19 protein-coding genes are annotated in these 22,724 nt (G+C 59.8%); 8 read left to right on the top strand and 11 right to left on the bottom strand.

Annotation, left to right across the window (positions count from 1 at the left end):
• The first annotated feature begins 67 nt into the window (after window positions 1-67).
• From BCM02_RS04525 to BCM02_RS04545, 5 genes are all read left to right on the top strand, one after another.
• On the top strand, window positions 68-2,386 hold the full coding sequence (locus tag BCM02_RS04525; RefSeq protein WP_187434016.1) for a diguanylate cyclase domain-containing protein: 2,319 nt from the start codon (window positions 68-70) through the stop codon (window positions 2,384-2,386).
• Window positions 2,387-2,577: 191 nt separating this feature from the next.
• On the top strand, window positions 2,578-3,315 hold the full coding sequence (locus BCM02_RS04530; protein ID WP_148927821.1) for a glycosyltransferase family 2 protein: 738 nt from the start codon (window positions 2,578-2,580) through the stop codon (window positions 3,313-3,315).
• Window positions 3,316-4,032: a glycosyltransferase family 2 protein gene (locus BCM02_RS04535; RefSeq protein WP_148927822.1), complete on the top strand. Its 717-nt coding sequence runs from the start codon at window positions 3,316-3,318 to the stop codon at window positions 4,030-4,032.
• Window positions 4,033-4,201: 169 nt separating this feature from the next.
• On the top strand, window positions 4,202-4,540 hold the full coding sequence (locus BCM02_RS04540) for a LapA family protein (RefSeq protein WP_187434017.1): 339 nt from the start codon (window positions 4,202-4,204) through the stop codon (window positions 4,538-4,540).
• A 237-nt stretch (window positions 4,541-4,777) separates the two neighbouring features.
• Window positions 4,778-5,545, top strand: coding sequence for a sugar phosphate isomerase/epimerase family protein (locus BCM02_RS04545; protein ID WP_148927824.1), 768 nt, complete (start codon window positions 4,778-4,780; stop codon window positions 5,543-5,545).
• A 251-nt stretch (window positions 5,546-5,796) separates the two neighbouring features.
• Here BCM02_RS04545 and BCM02_RS04550 read toward each other — a convergent pair whose 3' ends face one another.
• The 7 genes from BCM02_RS04550 to BCM02_RS04580 all read right to left on the bottom strand — a co-directional run bounded on the left by BCM02_RS04550 (window position 5,797) and on the right by BCM02_RS04580 (window position 13,590).
• Window positions 5,797-6,891 (bottom strand): Gfo/Idh/MocA family protein, encoded by a 1,095-nt coding sequence (locus tag BCM02_RS04550; protein ID WP_148927825.1) that lies wholly within the window; start codon window positions 6,889-6,891, stop codon window positions 5,797-5,799.
• A gap of 43 nt (window positions 6,892-6,934) precedes the next feature.
• Window positions 6,935-7,561 (bottom strand): ThuA domain-containing protein, encoded by a 627-nt coding sequence (locus BCM02_RS04555; RefSeq protein WP_148927826.1) that lies wholly within the window; start codon window positions 7,559-7,561, stop codon window positions 6,935-6,937.
• Between the two features lie 8 nt (window positions 7,562-7,569).
• On the bottom strand, window positions 7,570-8,742 hold the full coding sequence (locus BCM02_RS04560; RefSeq protein WP_148927827.1) for a Gfo/Idh/MocA family protein: 1,173 nt from the start codon (window positions 8,740-8,742) through the stop codon (window positions 7,570-7,572).
• Window positions 8,743-8,828: 86 nt separating this feature from the next.
• On the bottom strand, window positions 8,829-9,836 hold the full coding sequence (locus BCM02_RS04565; protein ID WP_246183193.1) for a LacI family DNA-binding transcriptional regulator: 1,008 nt from the start codon (window positions 9,834-9,836) through the stop codon (window positions 8,829-8,831).
• A gap of 249 nt (window positions 9,837-10,085) precedes the next feature.
• Window positions 10,086-11,213: a Gfo/Idh/MocA family protein gene (locus tag BCM02_RS04570; protein WP_148927829.1), complete on the bottom strand. Its 1,128-nt coding sequence runs from the start codon at window positions 11,211-11,213 to the stop codon at window positions 10,086-10,088.
• Entirely contained in the window at window positions 11,210-12,232 is a 1,023-nt protein-coding gene (locus tag BCM02_RS04575; RefSeq protein ID WP_148927830.1) for an AraC family transcriptional regulator, read from the bottom strand. Before BCM02_RS04575 ends, BCM02_RS04570 begins: the two co-directional genes overlap by 4 nt.
• A 377-nt stretch (window positions 12,233-12,609) precedes the next feature.
• Window positions 12,610-13,590, bottom strand: a complete 981-nt coding sequence (locus BCM02_RS04580) for a Gfo/Idh/MocA family protein (RefSeq protein ID WP_148927831.1) — start codon at window positions 13,588-13,590, stop codon at window positions 12,610-12,612.
• 275 nt (window positions 13,591-13,865) lie between these two features.
• Between BCM02_RS04580 and BCM02_RS04585 the strand changes: the two genes are divergently transcribed.
• The 3 genes from BCM02_RS04585 (at window position 13,866) to BCM02_RS04595 (ending at window position 17,230) form a co-directional block, all read left to right on the top strand.
• Entirely contained in the window at window positions 13,866-14,954 is a 1,089-nt protein-coding gene (locus tag BCM02_RS04585; protein ID WP_148927832.1) for a Gfo/Idh/MocA family protein, read from the top strand.
• Between the two features lie 576 nt (window positions 14,955-15,530).
• Window positions 15,531-16,433 carry a helix-turn-helix transcriptional regulator gene (locus tag BCM02_RS04590; RefSeq protein ID WP_148927833.1) on the top strand — a complete coding sequence of 301 codons (903 nt, stop codon included), beginning with the start codon at window positions 15,531-15,533 and terminating at the stop codon, window positions 16,431-16,433.
• Between the two features lie 119 nt (window positions 16,434-16,552).
• Window positions 16,553-17,230 carry a stalk domain-containing protein gene (locus tag BCM02_RS04595; protein ID WP_148927834.1) on the top strand — a complete coding sequence of 226 codons (678 nt, stop codon included), beginning with the start codon at window positions 16,553-16,555 and terminating at the stop codon, window positions 17,228-17,230.
• 170 nt (window positions 17,231-17,400) lie between these two features.
• Here BCM02_RS04595 and BCM02_RS04600 read toward each other — a convergent pair whose 3' ends face one another.
• The 4 genes from BCM02_RS04600 to BCM02_RS04615 form a co-directional block, all read right to left on the bottom strand.
• On the bottom strand, window positions 17,401-19,641 hold the full coding sequence (locus BCM02_RS04600) for an alpha-amylase family protein (RefSeq protein ID WP_222870987.1): 2,241 nt from the start codon (window positions 19,639-19,641) through the stop codon (window positions 17,401-17,403).
• Between the two features lie 11 nt (window positions 19,642-19,652).
• Window positions 19,653-20,615, bottom strand: coding sequence for a metallophosphoesterase family protein (locus BCM02_RS04605; protein ID WP_148927835.1), 963 nt, complete (start codon window positions 20,613-20,615; stop codon window positions 19,653-19,655).
• On the bottom strand, window positions 20,600-21,841 hold the full coding sequence (locus tag BCM02_RS04610; RefSeq protein ID WP_148927836.1) for an MFS transporter: 1,242 nt from the start codon (window positions 21,839-21,841) through the stop codon (window positions 20,600-20,602). Before BCM02_RS04610 ends, BCM02_RS04605 begins: the two co-directional genes overlap by 16 nt.
• A gap of 63 nt (window positions 21,842-21,904) precedes the next feature.
• Complete coding sequence (locus BCM02_RS04615; RefSeq protein ID WP_148927837.1) at window positions 21,905-22,723, bottom strand: MBL fold metallo-hydrolase; 819 nt, start codon at window positions 22,721-22,723, stop codon at window positions 21,905-21,907.
• Window position 22,724 lies beyond the last annotated feature (1 nt).

Consider the following 22,724-nt stretch of genomic DNA (forward strand, 5'->3'; position numbering starts at 1 on the left):
TGCTCCCTCTTTTCGGAAATACTGCATATTCAGAGCATTTACGGCAGTTTGAAGCATGAGGTGCGGCATGATCCAACATTTATTCAATAATTTCGCGGTCTTGACGATCGAGGTACTGCTCGGCGGTTGGCTGCTGCGTAAGTTCACCGACGTTCGGCCGTTCATTCGGCGACTGTTCATCGGGGTCATCGGCGGGTCCATCGGAATCCTGCTTATGCTCTTCAGCATCCCTATTAGTAATAACGTCCTGCTCGATGCCAGGCAAATCGCGATCATCATGGCCGCCAATTTCGGCGGAATACCCGCTGCGATCATCACCGCCATGATGATCGCCCTGTTTCGCATTGTGTATTTCGGCGTAAGCACGGCTGCCTACATGGCCATCGTCAGCGCGTTCCTCATGGCCGTTGCGACGGGGTGGATCAGCACCCAGGTACACCGCCACACCGTGAAGTGGCTCCTGATGATCGGCGCTACGCTGACCATCAGCGTCATCACCCTTTACTTCCAATTGACAGTGCTGGCTTCGGAGACCCTCCCGTCTTATATTCTCTTTATTTCTTCGTGCGGCATTTACAGCATGCTCGTGCTCGGATTGCAGCAGCGGGTCAATGAGGAGCACAGGATCAAGTCGGCCTTCACCTCGCTCGCGTCCGCTTATTACGAGACGACGGATGCCTCCGAAATTTACGCGGTTACGCTCAAGCGGCTGATGGAGCTGTTCGGCGCGGAATTCGGGACGATCTTCATCGTGCAGCAGGGGCAGATGATGCTGGCCCTGCGCGTTGCGAACGGCGAATACGAGCATGTGAAACGCGTCGTTCCGGACGAAACCGAAGGGTTCGATGCCCTGCGGATCGGAAAATCGGCCTTCCATTCGGACTGGAACCGGCACCGCCCGCACAGTCAAATCGAAGATGAACTCTACCGCCAAGGCGTACGTTCTTCCGTCCACATTCCCTTCTACCATGGCGATAAGGCGGTAGCCCTCGTCAATATCGGCGCAACCAAGCCCGGGACGTTCACGGAGTCGGATCAAACGGTCTTCACCTTCTTGAATCCGCTGATCGGCATGGGCATCGCCCACAAGAACGCCGAAGCCAACTTTGAAATCGTGAGCGAGGCGACATCGGACGCCATCGTCATTGCGGATGAATCCGGCCGGATCATTCACTGGAACCGCGGCGCGGAGCGCATGTTCGGCTACACGCCGGAAGAAACGGCCGGGCAGTCGCTTACGATGATCATGCCCGAACGGTTCCGTCAGGCGCACACCGCCGGCTATGAACGCGCGGCGGCTGCCGGCACGTCCAAGCTCATGAATCAGCTGGTCGAAATGGTCGGCTTGCGCAAGAACGGCACAGAATTTCCGTTAGAGCTGACCTTGAATATCCATGGCAGCGCCGGCTTTATCTTGTTTATCGGTATTTTGCGGGATGTGACCGCCCGCAAGCTGGTCGAGAAAGAGCTGCGGGAGAGCGAGCTTCGGCACCGCAGATTGATCGAGCTCAGTCCGGAGGCGATTGTCGTCGTCACGGCGGGACGCATCGGCTTCGTTAACGCACAGGCGATGCGGCTGATCGGCGCCTCGGACGAGAACGAAATCATCGGCCGCGAAGTGGTCGATTTCGTCCACGAGGAAGACCGGGATAAAGTCAGGTACGCGCTGCAGTTCGTGACGCTGGAGAGCGATCCGCTCGAAAACTGGGAAAGCCGGTACATTCGAATCGACGGCAGTCTCATCGACGTGGAGCTGTCGGTCGCGGCCATCCCCTACCACGATCAAGTCGGCGTCATGCTTATCGTCCGCGACGTGACCGAGCGCAAACTAGCGCAGCTAAAACTTGAGGAAGCTAACCAGCTGTTGACCGATCTCGCGGTGCGCGACGGATTGACGGGCATTGCGAACCGGAGACATTTTGAACATATGCTGAAGGATGCCTGGGAACTTGCCATACAGGACCGCACGCCGATCGCGATTATCCTGAGCGACATCGATTTCTTCAAGAACTTCAACGATACGTACGGGCATCCCGAAGGAGACCAATGTCTGAAACAGGTGGCGCAAGCGCTGGAGCATGCGGCCGCCGAAGCTGGGAAAGGAGCGCTGGCCGCCCGTTACGGCGGCGAAGAATTCGTCATGCTGCTGCCGCGCGCAGGTCTAGAAGCGGCGCTGCGTACGGCTGCCTTCTACCGATCCGGCGTCGAGGAGCTGGCCATCCCGCATGCGAAATCCAATGTAAGCGATCAGGTCACGGTCAGCATCGGCGCGGCCAGCCTTCACCCCACACCAGACCGCGATCCCGGCGATCTTGTCGATCTGGCGGACCGGATGCTGTACCGCGCCAAGCAAGAAGGCCGCAATCAAGTCGTCGGTGCAGAGTGAACCGTCATTCGTCACGCGAACCAGCAAGCGGACTCCCGGTATAATCCGGGGGTCCGCTTTGTAATATGATGCCCCGACCACCCCTCCGATGATGTCTCCCGAAACTTAGAATCTAGTATAAAAGCCGTTGCCCCCCTGCTTCTACGACATATGGTAGTACTAGAATCTAACGACACAAGGGGACCGATATCATGAATGACCGACTACGGGAGCAGCTCGCGCAGCTTGGCGTATCCGTCGTGACGTGCACCAACCGCGCGGCCTATATCGACAATCTTTTCCGCAATTTCGCAAGACAGCGGCACGCAAGGAAGGAACTCATTCTGGTCGTTAACGATGATCGGATATCGCTTGCCCCGTACGTGAAAATCGCACGCGAATTAGGCAACGTGCGCATCTATCGGCAGCCTGGGAATCGTTCGCTTGGCTTTTGCTTGAATTACGCGGTGCAGCAAGCCCGATACGGTTATGTGGCCAAATTTGACGACGACGATTATTACGCGCCTTACTATTTGAGCGAGGGACTTCTCACTTTCAGGGATTCCGGCGCGGACGTAATCGGCAAACGCTCGCACTATATGTATTTGAAAGGCTCCCGCACCCTCATTCACCGCTTCCCGCAAGATGAACACCGAAAAGTCGCAATGCTGCCGGGCGCCACGCTGATCATGAAGCGCAAAGTAGCGCTGCGCGTTCGTTTCCCGAACATTAGCGTCGGCGAGGACGACCAGTTCTGCCTGCGCTGCCGCCGGCTCGGCTACGTCGTCTATTCGGGCGGCAAATCCAATTTCACGGCGGTCCGGCGCAGAAATTCATCGAATCATACATGGATTATTAGCGACAAGACGCTGCTGAAGCATCATAAACGTATTCCGAACGTCCGCCGCTACAAAAAATTCGTGCAGCGCCGGCCCAAAGGCGTGGAATGAATGACCGCCTCTCGATCCACCGGCCGGACACCGGCTGTTTCCATCCTCACTTGTACGAAGCGTCCGGAGTTCCTGCACAACTTGGTCGACAACTATGCCCGTCAGCGTTACGCCTCCAAAGAACTGATCATCCTCATTAATCATGACGAACATAACCTGGACGACTATTACCGTGCCACCCGCGACGATCCGAATATTCGTATTGCCTCTCTGCCGAAAGAAACGTCGCTCGGTGCATGTCTGAATTACGCCGCGAGTCTTGCTCGTTACGAGTTGATCGCCAAATTCGACGACGACGATTATTACGCCCCGAACTACCTGGCGGAGAGCGTGGACACGCTGCGTCGAACGGACGCGGATATCGTCGGCAAGCGCGCGCATTATATGTATTTGAGCGGCCGATCCTTGCTTCTGCTCCGCTATCGCCGCATGGAGAACCGCCCTGCCCGGCAGGTGCAGGGGGCGACGCTGCTGTTCAAGCGCCGCGTATTGCGGAAAGTCCGCTTCCAGGACGTGAATCGCGGCGAATGCGTTCGGTTTTGCGCGGAAGCGCGGGCCAGCGGCTATTCGATCTACTCCGGCAGCCGCTATAACTTCTCCGCGATCCGTCAGGAGGATCGCATGGCGCATACGTGGAAGGTGCGCGACCGGGAGCTGCTAGCCAAGAAGGTGCGGAAACTGAAGATGACGGACTTCCGGGCTTTCGTCAGCCGGTAGCGGCATATGAAAACTCGGACTTCGGGGGTTGTGCAAGGCCGTTGCGAGTTACAACCTTTGATGTGCGTACGCGCGTCAGAGGTTGTTCTTTTTTTGGCGATGTGCTTTGATTGAAAGGTAAGCGAAAAGGATAAGGTTAAAGTAGATGCGCATCGTCAGGAGGATGAACATGAAAGTACAGGCGTCGATCATCGTCGCGTTTATTTTTGCGCTGCTCATCGCGCTCTTCGCCGTCGTCAACGTGGAAGCCGTACCCGTCGACTACGTGTGGGGACAATCGAATGTGCCGTTGATTCTGGTTATTATCGGATCGGCGCTGTTCGGAGGACTGGCTGTCGGCCTGTTCGGCATCGTGCGTCAATACAAACTGACCCGTCGGATACGCGCGTTGGAGAAACAGACGGCCGGCGCGCATAGCTTCGAAGGCGATAGCGTCCCCGTACCGGTTAAGCCAGAACTTACGGATACGTTGAATCGTTCGGACGAGTACAAGGAGCGCTTGCCTTAAGCGCAACTCGTGCACGGCTGATTCAAGATGTACGTCACGACACCCCCTTCTGATCGGCGAAGGTTCGCCAGGTACAGACGGGGGTATTTGTCGCGGTTGGTCATGGTTACCCTCGCAGGATAATGAGCAATAAACCATAATATTTTCCCCAATGCTTCCCTCGTTTGCCCAGATAGACACGCTATAATGAGGAGAGAAGCAGGAATTTCCAATCTAATGCTCAGGAGTGAACTAAGCATGGCCAAACCGGTAGTAGGTTTACAGTTGTACACGCTGCGTGACCAAACAGAGAAGGATTTTCTAGGTACCATTCGGAAAGTGGCCGCAATGGGCTATCGGGCCGTCGAGTTTGCGGGGTATTACAACACGCCCGCTGCAGAGTTGAAAGCGCTTTTAGAAGAATTGAAGCTGGAGGCGCCGTCCGCGCATGTCGGCTTGAATTTTAAGGAACCGGAGAACATGTGGACCGATCTGGCCAAGCAAATCGACTATGCCAAGGAAATCGGCCTCTCGTATCTCGTCGTGCCGTGGGCGCCTTTGCCGGATAGCCCGACGTTGGACGATGTGAAGCAGCTGGCCGCCACGTTGGAACAAGCCGGCAAACAAGTGACGGCAGCGGGACTTCGGTTCGGCTACCACAACCACGACTTCGAATTCCGCCTCGTCGAAGGCAAGCCGGTCATCGATCATCTGCTGGAGCTGGTGCCGGCCGAATACCTCATCGCCGAGTTCGACCTGGGCTGGGTGCATGTCGCCGGCCACAATCCGTCCGAATACGTGAACAAATACGCGGGACGCGTGCCGCTTGCTCATTTCAAGGATTTCGGCGACGGCCGCAAGGACACCGAAGTCGGGACGGGCTCGGTCGACCTGAAGAGCGTGCTGGCGATCGCGGAAGACGCGGGCGTCCGTTACTACATCGTCGAGCAGGAAGAATTCGCTTCGTCGTCGCTGGAGAGCGCCGAGATCTGCTTGCGGTTCTTCCGCGAGAACGGCGTGCTGTAGGCGGTACGTTGCAATCGGAGCGAGCTAGCTAACCTCGCGTTCGCGAACAAATGATGAGACATATAAGAGCTGGCCGGTCGCTGACCGAGCCGGCTTTTTCTGTTGTTGTCGTGTGGCTGCCGCCGCGCTAGTCGGCTGCACGCCACTATTTGCGCCACTTCCGCGCGGTACTCGCTCATTCAATACTTCATTCCCTCCCTCCCCTCCTCATACAAAAGAGCCCTTCGCCAAGAAGGGCTCTTCCAATAAAATCAGCTTCCTTGCACCGCCAGCGCCGGCATCGGTTCCGGGCGCGCGCAGCTGCTCTCCATGATGTAGTGCACGCCGTCTCGCGACGCATCGTGAATGCCGTGCATCGCCTCCAGCACGTGATACGCCATCTCGCCGCTGGCGCGGTGCGGGCGATTATCCGCGATCGCGCGGGCCATGTCCGCCACGCCGATGCCGCGGTTGTTGTGCGTGTAGCCGTGCGTCAGCGGGATCTCTTCCCAGTCGCCGCCCGCGCGGCGCAGCTTCACGGTGCCGCCGAAGTTGTTCGGGTCCGGCACGAGCAGCGTGCCCGCGCTGCCGTGAATCTCGATGTTCGGCAGCGACGTCCCCGCCTTCGCGTCGAAGCTCGTGATCAGCGTACCGACCGCGCCGTTAGCAAAATCCAGCACGCCCGCCAAGTGGGTCGGCGTCTCGACCTTAATCGTCTGTCCCCGCTTCTTCTCGCTCGTGATCGTGCGCTCCGGATACGTAATCACCGCGCTGCCGGTGACGCGACGGATCGGACCGAGCAGCGTCACGAACGCCGTCAAATAATACGGTCCCATATCGAACATCGGTCCGCCGCCGATGGCGTAATAGAATTCCGGATCCGGATGCCAGCTCTCGTGGCCTCCGCCCAGCATGAACCCGGAGACGGAGACCGGCTGGCCGATCGCGCCTTCGTCGATCAGCTTCCGGCATGTCTGGATGCCGCCGCCGAGGAACGTCTCGGGCGCGCTGGCGACGCGCAGCCCCTTCTCCGCCGCAAGCGCCAGCACTTCGAGGCCTTCCTCGCGCGTAACGGCGAGCGGCTTCTCGACGTAGACGTGCTTCCCGGCTTCGAGCGCGCGCTTGCAGATCGAAGCGTGCGCCGCGGGAATCGTCAAGTTCACGACGATCTCGATCTCCGGATCGGCCAGCAGCTCGTCGACCGTATACGCCTTCGCGATGCCGTATTCTTCCGCCCGCTCCCGCGCGCGTTCGAGATCCAGATCGGCCGCGGCGACAAGATCGATCTCGGGGTATTCCAGCAAATTCGTAAAATAAATCCGGCTAATGTTCCCGCAGCCGATAATGCCCGTCTTAATCGGTTTCATGCGTGAATTCCTCCATTCGCTTATCGATCCGCTCGCTGCTTCGCTACCCTCTTGCCGCCCACAGGAATCCCCGACGCATCAGTTCGAGCGTCTGCGGCATCGCCACGATGTCCGCCTGATGACCGAGCGAGTTATAATAGACGCGCCCGCTGCCCCACGTCTTCGTCCAGACGACCGGCATCTTCACGTCGCCGAACGAAGTCGTCGCGTGGACTTTGATCGCCGGATCGACGTGCATGTAATACTGCTCCGAACACACTTCGAAATCGCCGATGCCGGCCGTCAGCGGTTCGTCCTCGCTGACCATGTTCACCATATACCGCACGCCGTCATTGCCCGGATGCGCCACCCACTGGCCGCCGACCATATGCTGGAATTCGACTTCGTTGCGGAACGAGTCGCCCATGCCGCCGTGACAGCCCGCGATGCCGCAGCCGCCATTCACCGCATCGAGCAGCGGCTTCAGCTGCTCCTTCGTAATCGTCCCCATCGTCCACACCGGCACGATCAGATCCTGCTTCGCCATCAGCTCCGCGTCGGCGAACGCGTCCAGCGAATCGCTTACCGTCACGTCGAACGATTCTTTGCGCAGCAAATCCGCGAAAATCTCGCCTACTTCTTTCGGCTGATGGCCGTCCCATCCGCCCCACACGATCAACGCATTCCGCATATCCGCATCTACCTGCTTTCCTCGAATTCGCTTAACGATACCCAGCGGCGCTCCGCGATGGAGCGGTCCACGGCTTCCAGCACGGCTTGGCATGCCACCCCGTCGACGAAGCTCGGCGAAGCCGGGCGGTCTTCGGCTATCGCTTCCATCAGCTCGACGACCTCGTGCGTGAACGTGTGCTCGTACCCGATCGTATGACCGGCCGGCCACCACGCATCCATGTAAGCATGCGACGCGTCGGTCGCCAGCACGCGCCGGAAGCCCTGCACGTCATCCGCATCGTCCGTAAAGTAAACCTGCAGCTCGTTCACCCGTTCAAAATCGAACTTGATGCTGCCTTTGCTGCCGTTGATCTCGAACGCGTTCGTACAGCGATGGCCGGCGGCGAACCGCGTTGCTTCGATGCTGCCGAGCGCTCCGTTCTCGAAACGGGACAGGAACAGCGTCGCGTCGTCGACGGTAACCGCGCCGCGCGGCGCGTCCTTGTCGCCCTTGGCCGACAAGCCCGCCATCGCGGTCGGCAGCGGACGTTCCTTGACGAATGTCTCGCTCATGCCGATGACTTCGCGAAATTCGCCGACCAGGTAGCGGGCCAGATCAATGACGTGCGCGCCAAGGTCGCCATGGGAGCCGGAACCGGCGATCTCCTTCTGCAGCCGCCAGACGAGCGGGAAGCTCGGATCGAGAATCCAGTCCTGCAGGAACCAGCCGCGGAAGTGATAAATCTCCCCGATGCGCCCCTCGGCAATGAGCTTCTTCGCCAGCTGCACCGCCGGCGCGAACCGGTAGTTGAAGCCGACCATATGCTTGACGCCAGCGGCTTCGGCCGCCTTCAACATCTCGATGCTGTCGGCCAGCGTCAGGGCAAGCGGTTTCTCGCAGAAAATATGCTTGCCTTCGGCGGCCGCGGCCAGCGCGATCTCCTTGTGCGCGTCGCTCGGTGCGTTGATGTCGATCAGATCGATATCGGCACGCTTCACCAGCTCTCGCCAGTTTGTCTCCGCGCTCTCCCACCCGAATTGCGCGCGCGCCGCTTCCAGCGCGTCCGCGTCGCGGCCGCAAATCGCTTTCATGACCGGCTTTGCCGACTGCGGGAAGAACATCGGAACCGCGCGGTACGCGTTGCTGTGCGCCTTGCCCATAAATTTATAGCCGACCATGCCGACGTTAACGGATTTCATGTGGCAGCTCCACCTTTCTTCGCTTGGAAAATGGATGTGCAATGAATGATTGTTTCCTGCTTTTGCCCGAACGGCAATGAATGACGCTAACCGCCCGACGAACCTCGCGCGATCAGCTCGACAGGCAGCTTCAGCTGGAAGGACGACGACGTCTCTCCCTTGGCGAGCGGGGCAAGCAATTGATCCGCGGCCTGGCACCCCATCTCGTAGAAAGGCACCGCGACCGAGGATAGCATCGGCTCGGTCAGCTTCGCCCCTTCAGAATCGTCGCAGCCGACGAGACCGTAATCGCGCCCGGCGAGCAGCCCTTTCTCCTTCAATCCTTGAAGCACGCCGATCGCCATCCGGTCGCTGCCCGCCACGATCGCGTCCGCCTCGCCCGAGCGGATGCGCCGCTCGATTTCGGCCGACAGCCGATAACCGCTCGTTCGGCTGTAATTGCCGATTAGCACATGCCCCGGTTCGAACGACGCGCCGCGCTCCAGCATCGCTTCTTGATACCCTTGCAACCGATCCGCGCTGTTCGAATACGATGACGGCCCGTTCAGGAACCAGATCCGGGAATAGCCCCGATCCAGCAAATGATGGACCGCCGCGCGCGTGCCTTCGCGATGATCCGCATCCACCGTATTGTAGCCGGCTCCCTCGAACCGCTGGCTCACCAGGCAAAATTGCCGGCCGGCCGCGGCCAGCTCCGCCAGCGCAAGGCGTTCGGGCTCGACGTCCTGCGCGCCGAGGATGAGACAGGCGTCGATCTTCTGCGCCTGGAACAGCCGCTCGTATTCGCGCGGCTCGTCAGGCTCGCGGAACAGGAGGAGCAGATCGTAGCCGTACCGCCTCGCCGTCGCGCCGATGCCGCTAAGCAGCTCCGAGAAGTAATGCGTGGAGAACAGATTCACCTTCGGCAACAGCGGCAGGATGACGCCCAGATTGCCGCTGCGCTTGCGGGCGAAGCCCTGCGCGAGGGCGCTCGGCACGTAATTAAGCGCCTTCGCGGCCTCCATGACGCGCGCTCTCGTCTGCTCTTTGATCGGGCCGACGCCGTTCAGCACCCGGGATACGGTCGCTTCGGATACGCCGGCGAGCCTGGCCACTTCTTTTCTGTTAATAGGTATTCCTCCGCCTTCAATATGCTGAATGAACTTTTATGTACGCGCGTACATTTTCGCATGCGCGGGAATTGTCTGTCAATAACCAAGTTAAGCAAAAGCCCCTTCGCCTCGGTTCGAAGCGCCGTTTCGGCGCATTTAACCGATGGCACAGGGGCCATCTTCTATCGCGGAGCTGCTGCCTTAAGTCAATATAGCCGCCGCTAACGGTTCCTTCCCTTATTCGGCGCCCGATCAGCTCGCGGCTTGATCGTCTGCCAAATTCCCGGCTTCGCTCCCAACGCCGTAAGGCAGCTCGACCGACACCTCGCGCTTCGCTTCGGCGGACCGGAGAATCCCGTCGATGATCGCCTGCTGGATGACGATCTCGTCGGCTGGAATCGGCGCGGGCCGTCCATCGCGTACAGCCTCGGCGAAGTCTCTGACCTTCTCGAAGAACAGATCCAAGTCATGGCCGATTAGCGGCACCTCGGTCGTCGTATGCCCGCCGAACTCGTCGTGGAACAACGTCATGCCGCCGATCTTGCCGTCCCATACGCCGGACCAAGGCCCCGTTCCGAACGGCTGCACCTTCAGTCCAGCGTCCGTGCCGAGGAACATCGTCGAGCCGAGCGAATCCATGTGCATCGCCCACGAAATTTTGAACTGGAGCACCATATCGTTCTCGAACCGCACCATCGCCGAGCCGAAATCCTCGACTTCGAACTGGTCGGCTTCGCGATGATAAAGCGGATTGCGGCCGAAATGATTCGACGTGAACGCCGACACCGATACGGGACGCGGATGACCCATCGTGTTCAGCGCCATGTCCAGGGAATAGCAGCCGATGTCAGCCATCGCGCCTGCGCCGGCCAGCTCCTTGCGAATGAACGTGCCGCCCGGCATGCCGCGGCGGCGGCCGCCGCCCGTCTCCGCGTAATACACCTGGCCCAGCCGGCCGCTCTGCACGATTCGCTGCAGCAGCTTCATGTTCGGGTCGTACCGGGGCTGGAAGCCGATGGACAGCATGCAGCCGGATTCGCGCGATGCTTCGACCATCTCGAGTCCTTCTTGCAGCGTGACCGACATCGGCTTCTCGAGCAGCACCTGCTTGCCCGCCCGGAGGGCGTCTACGGCGATCCGGTGGTGAGAAGCGTTGGGGGTACAAATACTGACCGCGTCGAGCTCTTGACGAAGCAGCTCGTCATGGCTGTCGTACGCGGCTACATCGCCGAGACCGTGACGTTCGATGAACGCGGCCGCGCGCCCTGGCACGATATCCGCGACGGCGACCACTTCGACGAAGGGCAGCTTGCGGTAAGCGGCCGCATGCGCGCCGGCGATGCCGCCGCTGCCGATAATTCCGATTCTAACGTTGTTCATTCGGATGGCTCCTTCTGGAGTGGATTCGTCTTGGCTAGCGCCTGTCGCTTGCGATACGCGGCCGGCGTCAGGCCGAATTTCTTCTTGAATACGGGATATAGATAGTTCACGTTGGCATAGCCGTGCGCCTGCGCGATCGCGTCGATCGGCTTCGAGCTGACGGCAAGGTCCGAACAGATGCGCGTCATCCGCATCTCTTCGAGCTCCTCCCGGAACGACAGGCTCCCCTCCTGGACGAAAATCCGCTGCAGCTGCCGTGGACTCACCCCGGCCGCGAGCGCGACTTCCTCCAATGTTATCGGACGGGACGCGTTGTCCTCCATATATTGCTTCGCCTGCCGATACCGGTGGGCGTTCATGTCCCGCTCCGGGATCGACACGGTCTGCTCGGCCGGGGCGAACGGACGGACTGCGCGGAGCAGCATTTGAATAATGGCGCTCTTCAGCGACGTATAGAATCCGACCCGCTGCTCGTCATAAATACGGTACGCGTCCATGAAGCAGCTCATCGCGTTGAACCGGTCGGCGACGGGAATCGCGGAGGAGCTGCCGAGCAGCCGCACGCATTCCTCCGCTTCGCCGCGCTCGATCGCCTCGCCCCAGGCCGTCCCGTCCGCCGCCCCGCCATCTTCCAACGGTTGAATGTCGCAATGCAGGCAAAACTCGTACATCGGCTCAGCCTCGTCGGACCACTGCTGATGCATGACCCCGGGGCCGGTGATGTAGAACATGCCCGCCTTTAGCTCGTACTCGTGATGTTGGAATGCCACCTTCCCGCGCCCTTGCGGAATAAAATGCAGCTCGTACTCGGAATGCTGGTGGAACGAGATCGTCTGGCCGGGCGAGAAAGCGGTCAGATGACAGCGCAGCACCCGGACGCCGTAACCGCCCCAGCGGAATTGCAGGTCCAGCCGGTCCAGCACGTCCCAGCGCCGATTCGACCAGAGCCGCGTGAACAAATCGTATTGGCGCAGCTGCTCCTTGGCGGCCGCAAATCCGGGTTCTTCCTGCTTCTTCATCGCCTTCTCCCTCCGTCGTCCGCAATGCTGTTAGGTTAAGAGGGCTCCGACCTTTTTCCCCTCCCCCTTCCCCCTTCCCCCTTCCCCCTTCCCTCTCCGCTGAGGGGAACCAAAGGGCTTTGCCCTCTGGACACCCTTTTCGTGCTGGCACGTTTGTTCACGGTCGGCGGGTTGCTTCGAGCTGGCACGCGTTTGTCCTGACGGACAAAGCTTCAGTCGGTGTTGAAGTAAGTCCTTTAACACAAGCCTGTCAACTATAGGTCACAGATAGCTTCATCGGACGTTTTTCCTTAACCTGACAGCATTGCCGCCGCCCGAGCATGGCGCGATGCGAATTCGCATGCTCGAACGGTATTTTTATTCATTAAAGCGCATTATTATTGTTCGAGTTCGTCCAACCGAACGGACCGGCCGGATTCGGCGGACCGATTCGCCGCTTCCATCAATGCGGTCAAATCGCGGGCGAACGTCAAGTTCTCCTCGGCTTCCGTATCGTTCTGAACGTGCGCGATCCATTGTTGGAACGCGATCGGCTCGCGGTCGCCCACCGGCACTTCTTCCCAGCCGTCTTGGCTGCTGACCAGCAGCTTATTCTCCGGCAACCCGTACAGCAGCGTCCCCTTCGTACCGTGAAGCTCGATCGAGAACGGCGAGCGATCGTTCACGAAGCCCGCTTCGACGACGCCGATCGCCCCGTTCGCGCAGCCGAGCAGCACGATCGCGTTGTCCTCGACGTCTTTGCCCGTCACGTAGCCGTACTGCGCGCTGACCTGCTCGGGCTGGCCGAGGAACAGACGGACGAGATACATCGGATGACAGCCCAAGTCGATCATGGCGCCGCCGGCGGTCTCGTTCTTGTTATAGAAATGCGACGGCAGCCAATTCGCGGTTGCCCCGTTGTGGGATAAACGCACGCGCGCCTGCGTCAGCGTCCCGAGCCGTCCGGATTCCAGCACGCCGCGAATCGCGACCGTGTAGGCATCGTATAGTCTCGGCAGCGAGACGGCCATGCGGACGCCGGCCTTCCGGACTTCGCTCAGTACGTCATTCACTTCCCGCAGCGTCGGCGCGATGACCTTCTCCGTGAAAATATGCTTGCCCGCGCGAGCTGCCTGCACCATAATGTCGCGGTGCTTCGTGGTCGGCGCGTCGATGACGACGGCGTCGATATCGTCGCGGCCGAGCAATTCTTCGAGCGACGAGACGAACGGCGCGCCATATTTGTCGGCCATCCGCCTCCCGCGTTCGGCGTTCTCGTCCCAGATCGCGGCTAGCTCGCTCCCCGGATGGTTCAAGATCGCTTGCGTGTATTCTTCCGCGTGCACATGCCAATAACTGATTTTTCCGATTCGAATCATGTTTGGCTCGCCCCTATCTATGAATGTACGACATCACCGTTAAGGTATCATAGGTTCGGACCGAATGTTATGCATGAACGCGCCACGACGACTATAAATTTACGACATGGTTTAATCTTCTGCTTCCCAACGTCATTCTCCTTCTGTCGTAATTTTAGAGTACGGATTGCGCGTAATCGTAATAGTCGCGTCGTATGCGCTATGCTACATTTGGAGTGATCAACGAACATGAGAGCGCTTTACCAAACAAACCTAACTAGGGGGATGGGAAGGACATGACTCAAACCTTTCGAATTGGCATTATCGGCTGCGGCGGCATCGCGAACGGCAAGCATCTGCCGAGCTTGAGCAAGCTGCCCAACGCGCAGCTGGTCGCGTTCTGCGACATCGTCGCCGAGCGCGCGGAGCAGGCTTGCGAGAAATACGGGACGGATGACGCGACGGTCTACGCGCAGTATAAGGAACTGCTGCAGGACGAGACGATCGAGATCGTCCATGTTTGTACGCCGAACGACTCCCATGCCGAAATCGCGATCGCGGCGCTCGAAGCCGGCAAGCACGTCATGTGCGAGAAGCCGATGGCCAAGACCGCGGCGGACGCCAAACGGATGGTCGAAGCGGCCCGGCGGACCGGCAAGAAGCTGACGATCGGTTACAACAACCGGTATCGTCCGGACAGTCTTCACCTGAAGCGGCTATGCGAAGAAGGCGCGCTCGGCGACATTTATTTCGCGAAAGCGCATGCCGTGCGCCGCAGAGCGGTGCCGACGTGGGGCGTGTTCCTCGACGAAGAGAAGCAAGGCGGCGGGCCGCTGATCGACATCGGCACCCACGCGCTGGACTTGACGCTGTGGATGCTCGATAACTACAAGCCGAAGCTCGTGCTCGGGACGTCCTATCACAAGCTGTCGCAGCGTGAGAACGCCGCCAACGCTTGGGGCCCTTGGGATCCGGCGAAGTTCACGGTCGAAGATTCCGCCTTCGGCATGATCGTCATGGAGAACGGCGCGACCATCATGCTCGAGTCGAGCTGGGCGCTCAATACGCTGGAAGTCGACGAAGCCAAGTGCACGCTGAGCGGCACCGAAGCCGGCGCCGACATGAAGGACGGACTTCGGATCAACGGCGAGCAGCACAGCCGCCTGTATGTCACCGAAGTCGACCTGAAGGCGGGCGGCGTCGCGTTCTACTCCGGTAAGGCCGAGGATGCGGCGGACGTCGAGATGCGCATGTGGCTGCAGGCGATCGAGCAGGATACCGATCCGGTCGTGACGCCGGAGCAGGCATTCGTCGTTTCGCAAATTTTGGAGGCGCTCTACGAATCCGCTCGCACGGGCGAAGCGGTGTATTTGAACCAAGCTTAGATAGACGACGGTTAAGCGTACGGCATATCTGCCTCCGCTAGCATACGTTCTGTCATAAAGTTGGATAGTACGGATTTGCGACACATTCCGAGCTCGATTACGACATGCGTGTCGCTATGACTCCGATTATGTCGCACTCAAACACGATAACCATTCGCGCGAGGGGCCCTTCGTCATCTTCGATGACTTTAAGGGCTCCTCTTCGTCTGTCCGTTAGCCGCTTCGCTCCCTTTCATCCTTAGAATCATGAAGCTGCGACTAGACGTCAACTCGAACGATCCCCTCTTCCGACAGCACTTCGCAACACTCTCCGCATTCGGATATCGCCGTCACCATCCCGGGTCGCGGTGCCACGAACGAGATTGCAATTGTCGGCTTCGTCCCCCGCCGATATAATGAATGCGTATACATGGCATGAAGCGCTCCGACGCGACTGATCCCGTCATGTCTCATGGGTACCGCGCTGATTATGCGCATGACCGCTATTCATTCATGTAAGTATAGTCAGCCCCGATGCGGAATTTCTCTACCGTTCTTGTGCAAGACTAGTCCGATTTTGCGAAAGGTGAAGGTCCGATGACGTACCCGAAGGAGCTGCGCGAACATACCCGTCTGGACGAGAAGACGCATCCCGTTCAGTTCTTCTTCAACCGCTGTCCGAATGCGAAGGACGGCCAACAAATCCTCTTCCTTCATTGGCACGAGCATTTCGAGATCATCGTCATGCAGCAGGGCACCGGCGTCTTCCATATCGACAGCCAGCCGTATGAAGCCGCCCCCGGCGATGTGCTGATCGTGCCCGCCGGCGGTCTTCACGTCGGTTATAGCTCGTGCGTGGGCGATATCGCGTTCCTGTCCATCGTGTTCAACAGCGCCTTATTCCAGCATTGGGTCCATGATCCGATTCATGCCCAATTCGTCCTTCCCTATCTGGAAGGCCGCGTCCAATTCCCCGTCAAGCCATCCGCGTCGGATCCGGACGTCGCGCGGCATTACGGCCTGCTGAAGCAGGCCGCAGCCGAGTTCGCGGCCAAGGAGCCGGGCTACCTCCTGATCGTCAAGGCGCAGTTGCACATGCTGCTTACCCTTCTGGCGCGCGCCTTCCTGCCGCTGCAGCTGCCGGAGCATCGGGCGCGGCCGTTCATCCAGAATCGCGAACGGTTCAAGGCGCTAATTCTCGATCTCGAAACCCGCTATGCGGACAAGCATTCCGTCGCCGATGCCGCCCGCGCGATGAACATGAGCCTGCACCATTTCTGCAAAATGTTCAAAAAGCTCACCGGCCGCACCTTTGTCGAATATGTCCACGTATGCAAAGTCAACGAAGCCGAACGGTTCCTGCTGGAAACGGACATGACGATGACCGAGATCGCGGAGCGGATCGGCTGCGACAACCCGAACTACTTCACGAAACTATTCAAGCAGTATAAGGGCGTCACGCCGTCTCAATTGCGCAAATCGAACGCTGCCGCAAATTAAGGCATATGTTCCCAAAAAGTTGGCACCACGGCCTCTAGTCCCATGCCCGATGATCCGATATGCTGATAAGGTTGAATGTCCAAATCTTTACATAATGCCACCGAATAGGAGCGTGTACCATGAAGAAGAAATGGATCGCGGCCGGGGCTGCCGGCATCTTCCTGCTCAGCGCCAGCGCAGGCGTATATGCGGGTAACAATCTACAGCAAATCAAGGCGTTTCTCGATCCGTCGATGAAATTCCTGGTAAACGGCAAGCCGTTCCAGCCGCAGAACGATAAAGGCGCGGCGCTTGCGCCGATCTCGTACAACGGCAGCACGTATTTGCCGGTTCGGGCGATCTCGAATGCGCTCGGCGTCTCCATCGAATATAACGGCGCGACGAATACCGTCATTCTGGGCGAGAAGCTCGCTGGCGTTCCGATCGCGGACAGCTACGGAAACAGCGGCAGTCAGCGCACGAAGGATCCTCAGTCGACCAGCTACAACGGCAAAGACTACAAGGACGTCCACTTTAACAATTTGAAAGGCGCGCGTTCGGACGGATTCATGCTTTATCCGAAGGGCAAATACCAGAAGCTCGTGCTGCAAACCGCCGCGATCGGGGAGGACATCGAAGAATTCTTCGTCTCCGACAGCGATTCCGACGTGAGGCTGAAGAGCGATTCCATTGCGGTCGCCGACGGTCTCAAGACGTACGAGATCGACATTAGCGGCTACGAATCGCTGTTCGTTCATGCGAAGATCAAGGATGGCGGCAGCTTCTTCGTGCCGTTGACGACTTCGTATTACAAGTAACGGACAAGCCGTTGGCGCAATAAGCATTCTATCGAGTCCAGCGAACGAGGAAACAAATCCCCTGCATGCCGACAATCGGCGTACAGGGGATTTTCGTTGTGCGTGATAAAGGTCAATACCCGGCATCCGGCGCTTCGATCACGAACCATCTGCAGCATCCGGCGCTTCGATCACGAACCAGCTGCAGCTTCCGGCGCTTCGATCACGAACCAGCTGCAGCTTCCGCCGGGTATTCGAACGTCAAGCTTCACCCGGTACTCGCGGTCCAGCCGGTACTCGCGGTACTCGCCTTCCCCTTCGCGAATCCGAGCCGCGTCGCTCAGTCCCGTATAATAAAGCGGCAGCTCGACCTCGCACGCAATCTCCCGATCGAGCGGATTGTACACCACCGCAAGTCCACGGTGCCGAAGCAACGGATTGACGTGCAGCATGCAGTCCCAATCCCGGCCGCTCGGCCTGCGCACATGAATGATGTCCGATTCTAAGATAGCGCGGTATCGGCGGTAGAACGTCGTCCAGAAGCTGACCGTCTCCTTCGTCCGCTCCGTATCGTACAACCGGAATCCCCGGTAGATCGCCTGCACGCCGGCGGTGAAATTCGTCATCAGATGCGCGTCGTACGTATCCAGGTGCTCAGCCAGCGGCTCCAGCGTGGAATCCGGACCTCCTCCCTGATACGAAGTGAGCGGGACGAACATCCAGCCCATGCTCGGCGTCTTCTCCCACGTGCCGTCGTAAATATTTTGCCTCGCCAACATGACCTGGCGCTCTCTCGGTAGCGCCCAGTTCACCTCGCGGTACCCCATCCCCGCCTTATTCGATCCGTTCAAGAAGTACCAATCCGGCACGTTCAAATAGATGCCCTTGTCTCTGCACCACTTGTAAAATGCCGAGATATGGCTCCACTGCGTCCATTGCGAGTCGTCACGGCCCCGATGACCGGGATGCGAGAAGGATTCGCACAGGTCGCCCGGATACGAGCCGTCATGCTCCAGCGCGTCGAACCCCGTCTGCTCGAAGAAGTTGCGCAGCTTGCGAAAATACTCTTCGCCCCATTCGCTGCCCAGACATGGGGAATGCACGTAATACGCCCCGTCCGGATTGACGACATCGTGCTCCGGCCCGATCGATCGACTCGCGAGAAGCGAGTAGCCTCCAAGCCCGACTCCCTTCGCATGGGCGTAATCGGCCAGGTCCTTCAAGCCAGCCAGATAAGCCGGATCGTCGTTCTCCATGTCGAGGCCGCTGCCGAAGGACAGGATGACCAGCTCGAATCCGGCCTCCGCGCATTGGTCGATTGCGGCGCGAATCACTTCGGGGTCCATGCTCTGCACGTGCATGAAGACCGGATTCTCCTGCGTCCAAGGCGCTAGCGTCCGGTACATCCGCCGCTGGGCGAGCCCCTTGCGCTCCCGGTCCGTGCTATCGTGAACGAGGATGAACGTGCGGAACGTCTCGAACGATTCGCCGGGTAGAATCCGCGCGTCCGGGCCGACCGGAGGCGCGCTGACGAGCAGCGCCGGCGTCCGCAGATCGTAGTTGATCTGCGTTATGTAGTCCGGATCCATCTCCCAGCGCGTCGTCCGATTCGCCTTGCGCTGCGCCATCCCTTGGAACGAATAGTCGCTCTCCACGTGAAGATTCGGATAGTCCCAGCGGTCGGGCGTCTCGACGGGCGAATCCCATTCCACGACCGCGAGCAGCTCGCTTGCGAACGTATCCAGCGTGAACGCCTCTCCGCTTTCGTTGCGAATCTCGAGCCATTTGGCGATCAACGGAATGCCGTCGTACAGCTCGTAATGGACGCTAACCAGCACGCCTTCGAAGCGCGGATCGTCCGATGCGAACCGAAGCGCGAGCGAGACGCCCGGCGGCGGCCACGCCGCCGATCCGGAGTGAACGGTCCGCTTCCATGGGAAGCGCTCCTGCGTCGCGCCGACCGTATATCCCGTGAACGAGAATGCGGCTGGATCGGCCTTCATGCCATCTACCCACTCCTCGCGCAAATAGGCGTAGTCCGGCTGTCCCGTCAGTCCCCCGACCGGCACCACTTCCCCGTCCAGCCGCAGTACCGCTTCGGGTTTGACGCCCCGGATGATCGTCTCGCCCGTCATCAAGTTGTCGAACGCGACCGTCGCGGCATTCGGCGTTAACCGCCAGGTTCGGCTAATGAGCCCGTTCGTCAACACGATTTGGTCCGGGTGCTCGCCTTGCTCCAATCTCGCGAGGTAAGCCGATGAATCGAGCAGCCAATCCATCTTGTCCGCATGCTGTTTCATATGTACCTGCGACCTCCAGTGCGCCGGAGCGATCGTATTCATCGCCGCGCCATGCGCCAATTTGGCTTTGTTCGCTTGCCCGTGCTGCTTGCTGTCGGCTATGGTCATGGCTTTATTCGTACCAACGTTCATGCCGCATCCAACTAAACTTGTACCGGCTCGTGAACCGGCAGCTCCGCGATCGTCCCGTCATGCTGGCGTATCCATGTCTCGAATTCCCGCTTGCCCGCTTCCAGCCGAATGACTCTGGCGCCGGTCTTGAAGCGGTCGTTGCGCTCCCCGTCGATATAACTGACATAGCGGGTCGATCGTCCGTAGCATAGACGAATGCCGCGCAGCGTGCCGCAGAAGTCGTTCGCGTGATCGTGGCCGACGAACGCGCCCATCACGTCGCCCGCTTCGACCATCGCGGTGAACAAGCCCGAATTAACCCTCGGCGAACTAACGCCATCGAAGCCGTGTCCAAGGCAAAACTGCGTCTCCCACGCCTCGCGAAACTCGGGCAGCGGGATATGGAAGAAGGCCAAGGCCGGCACGGGAGCGCCGCCGTTCGCATCCGCCAGCTCCCGGGATTGACCGGCATACCAGTCGATCTGATCGCGGCGAATCCAATCATAGCCGCCCACCCGGGGCGATGCCGAATAATCGCCGCTGTCCAGGAAATACAAGGCGCAGGCTGTCTCGTCCTGTCCGTTCAGCACGTGAATGACGTAATTGCCTGCGCCGCTCACGCCCGGCGGATCCTCGCTTGCCATACAATAGCGATGCGCAAGCTGCTCCTCGTGCATCCGCCGGCGCGTCACGCCGCCTTCCGAATCGTGATTGCCGAACACCGCGGCCCATGGAATGGCGCGCTCTTCCGCGACGGCCACCGCGTCGCGCAGCGATTGGAGCGGGTCGCGTCCGCGCGCGCTCGCGGTCACGTCGCCTGCGAAGACAATCAGATCCGGCTTCTCCGCCTCGATGACCGCGATCATCGTCGCCGTGGTCGCTTCATTAATGGCAGGCGTCTGCGGATCGTAATCCTCCGCGTCGATAAACTCGACGTCGGAGAATTGGACGATGACGAACGTGCCGTCATCCCTGAACTTCATCGTTCTGCCCATTCTTCTCCCCTTCTTTCCATTCGATATTCGGTGCGATACGACCACCCGATGAGCAAGAAGAGCCCCGAGCAAGCCAGAAAAGCGGGCAGAAGCCCGAATTCGCGACCCAGCGCCCAGTAGATCACGACGGGACCGACCGCCGCGCCGAGATCCGTCGCGACCGAATAGGCCGTCATGATCGCGACGGCGGATGACTTGGCGACATCGGCCGCCATCGCGTCGACGATCGTCGTCATCATCGTCCCCGTTGCTTTGACGTAGAGCACGATCAGCAGCCATGCCAGCGGCGGCAGCTCAAGCGGAACGAGCGCGAAGCCGAGCGCCGCGGCTGCCGCGGACAGCAGGAGCAGCGGCGTTCGGCCGGCCGGCCCGTCGGACAGCCGCCCGAACCAGCTCCCCAGGAACGGCTCCCAGAGGCAGCGGATCGCCTCCAGCATGCCGGCGAGCACCGTGCTGCTGATCACGATGCCCAGAATCAGCTCGCCTTGGCTGAACTTCGAAGCGATCAAATAGCTGAGAGCGGAGCCGAATATCGCATGGAGCGTGGCCATCAGCAGCCCGCACGCGACAATCTTCTTCACCGGCCGCGTCCATATCCGTATCGTCGTCCGATCCCCAGCTGCCTTCGGAGGCGGGTTCGCGTCATCCGCGCTTCCCCTTCCGATGTACAGCGCGACCAGCGGCAGCCCGGCGAGCGCGAGCACGCCGAACAAGATGGCAACCGGCTGAAGTCCGGCCGCGGGCACGAGGATGCCGCCGAATAGGACGCCAACCAGCGAACCGAGTCGCCAGACGCCATTATACCGGCCCATGAGCCTGCCGCGATTCGTCCGGTCGGAATAACGAATGACGGTCAGATAGCCGCCGATTCGAAGCAGCGACCATGCGATGCCCCACAACGCCCGCAGAACGAGCCATGCCGCGAAGCCCTTCCATATTCCGTAACCGGCCGTCGTCAAGGCTGCCAGCAGCACCGCCGCATAGAGCCCAGCCCGCAGGGGCAGCCGGTTATACAGCCATCCGATCAGCGGATTGAGCGGCAGCCGAACGAATCGGTTAATCGAGAGAACGAGTCCCACCTGCCAGAGCGAGTCGAGCCCCGCTTCCTTCCAATAGATCGGCAGCACGACGTACAGCATCGCATCTCCGAACAGCGCCAGCCCGCTGACGGCGCCAACCATGACGACCGCGCGTTCGCCGCCTCGTTTGCTTATTCCATCGTTCATCAATAGCCGTCCCTCGTGCTCCCGACGCCGCGGATACCGGCCAGCCAGCCGGCGCCGGAGCGATCAGATCTGGACAACGAGCCCATCGTACGCGACCTGGATGCCGGCCGGCTCGAATATCCGAACGAACTCTTCATGGAGCAAGCCCGAATTATGCGTAAAGTGCGTCACGAAGATTTGGCCGTCCTTGGCCATCGCTCCGCTATCCTCCATTCTTCGCTTGACTTCCAGAATAGTCTCGATGCCCATATGGTTCGGATTGCGGTCGTTGCCCGTATACCCATGGGTGCAATCGAGGATAGCCAGATCGACCTGTCTGCCGTCCAGCCACGCCCAGGTGGTCTCGGGCAGCCATCCCGTATCGTTGCCGTAGAACATGCGTCTGCCGCCTTTCTCGATATCATAGAGCAGACAGGTCTCGTACCGGTCATGATCCGCGAGCAGCGGCGTCACCCGCGCATCGCCGGCTTCGAAGGTCTCGAAGGGACGCGCGAGGCGGAACCGGAACCTGTCCCCGGCGTATGGCCCGAGCGCCGCCCGGCTGCGGCCGATGACCGCATCATTGCCATAGATCGCAAGCGGCGCGTCGATGCCATGCGCGAATCCTTCGATCCGGCTGAATAGATCCTCCGGGTTGAAATGATCGTAATGCGTGTGCGTGAACAGCAAATGCTCGACCGCCCCGAGATCGACTCGATCTCGCAGCGCCTGCATATGCGAATCCGGCGAATAGTCCACTTTCATGACATCGTCGATGATGACGGAGCTGCGCGTCCGGACGTTGCGTCCGCCCAAGCTTCGCGCCTTCGCGCAGGCTTCGCAGCGGCAGAACGCGTTCGGGTACCCTTCCGCCGCCGCCGTGCCGAGAAAATGAATCTTCATC

This window comes from Paenibacillus methanolicus, from assembly GCF_008124765.1.
GTDB classification, from domain to species: domain Bacteria; phylum Bacillota; class Bacilli; order Paenibacillales; family Paenibacillaceae; genus Paenibacillus_Z; species Paenibacillus_Z methanolicus.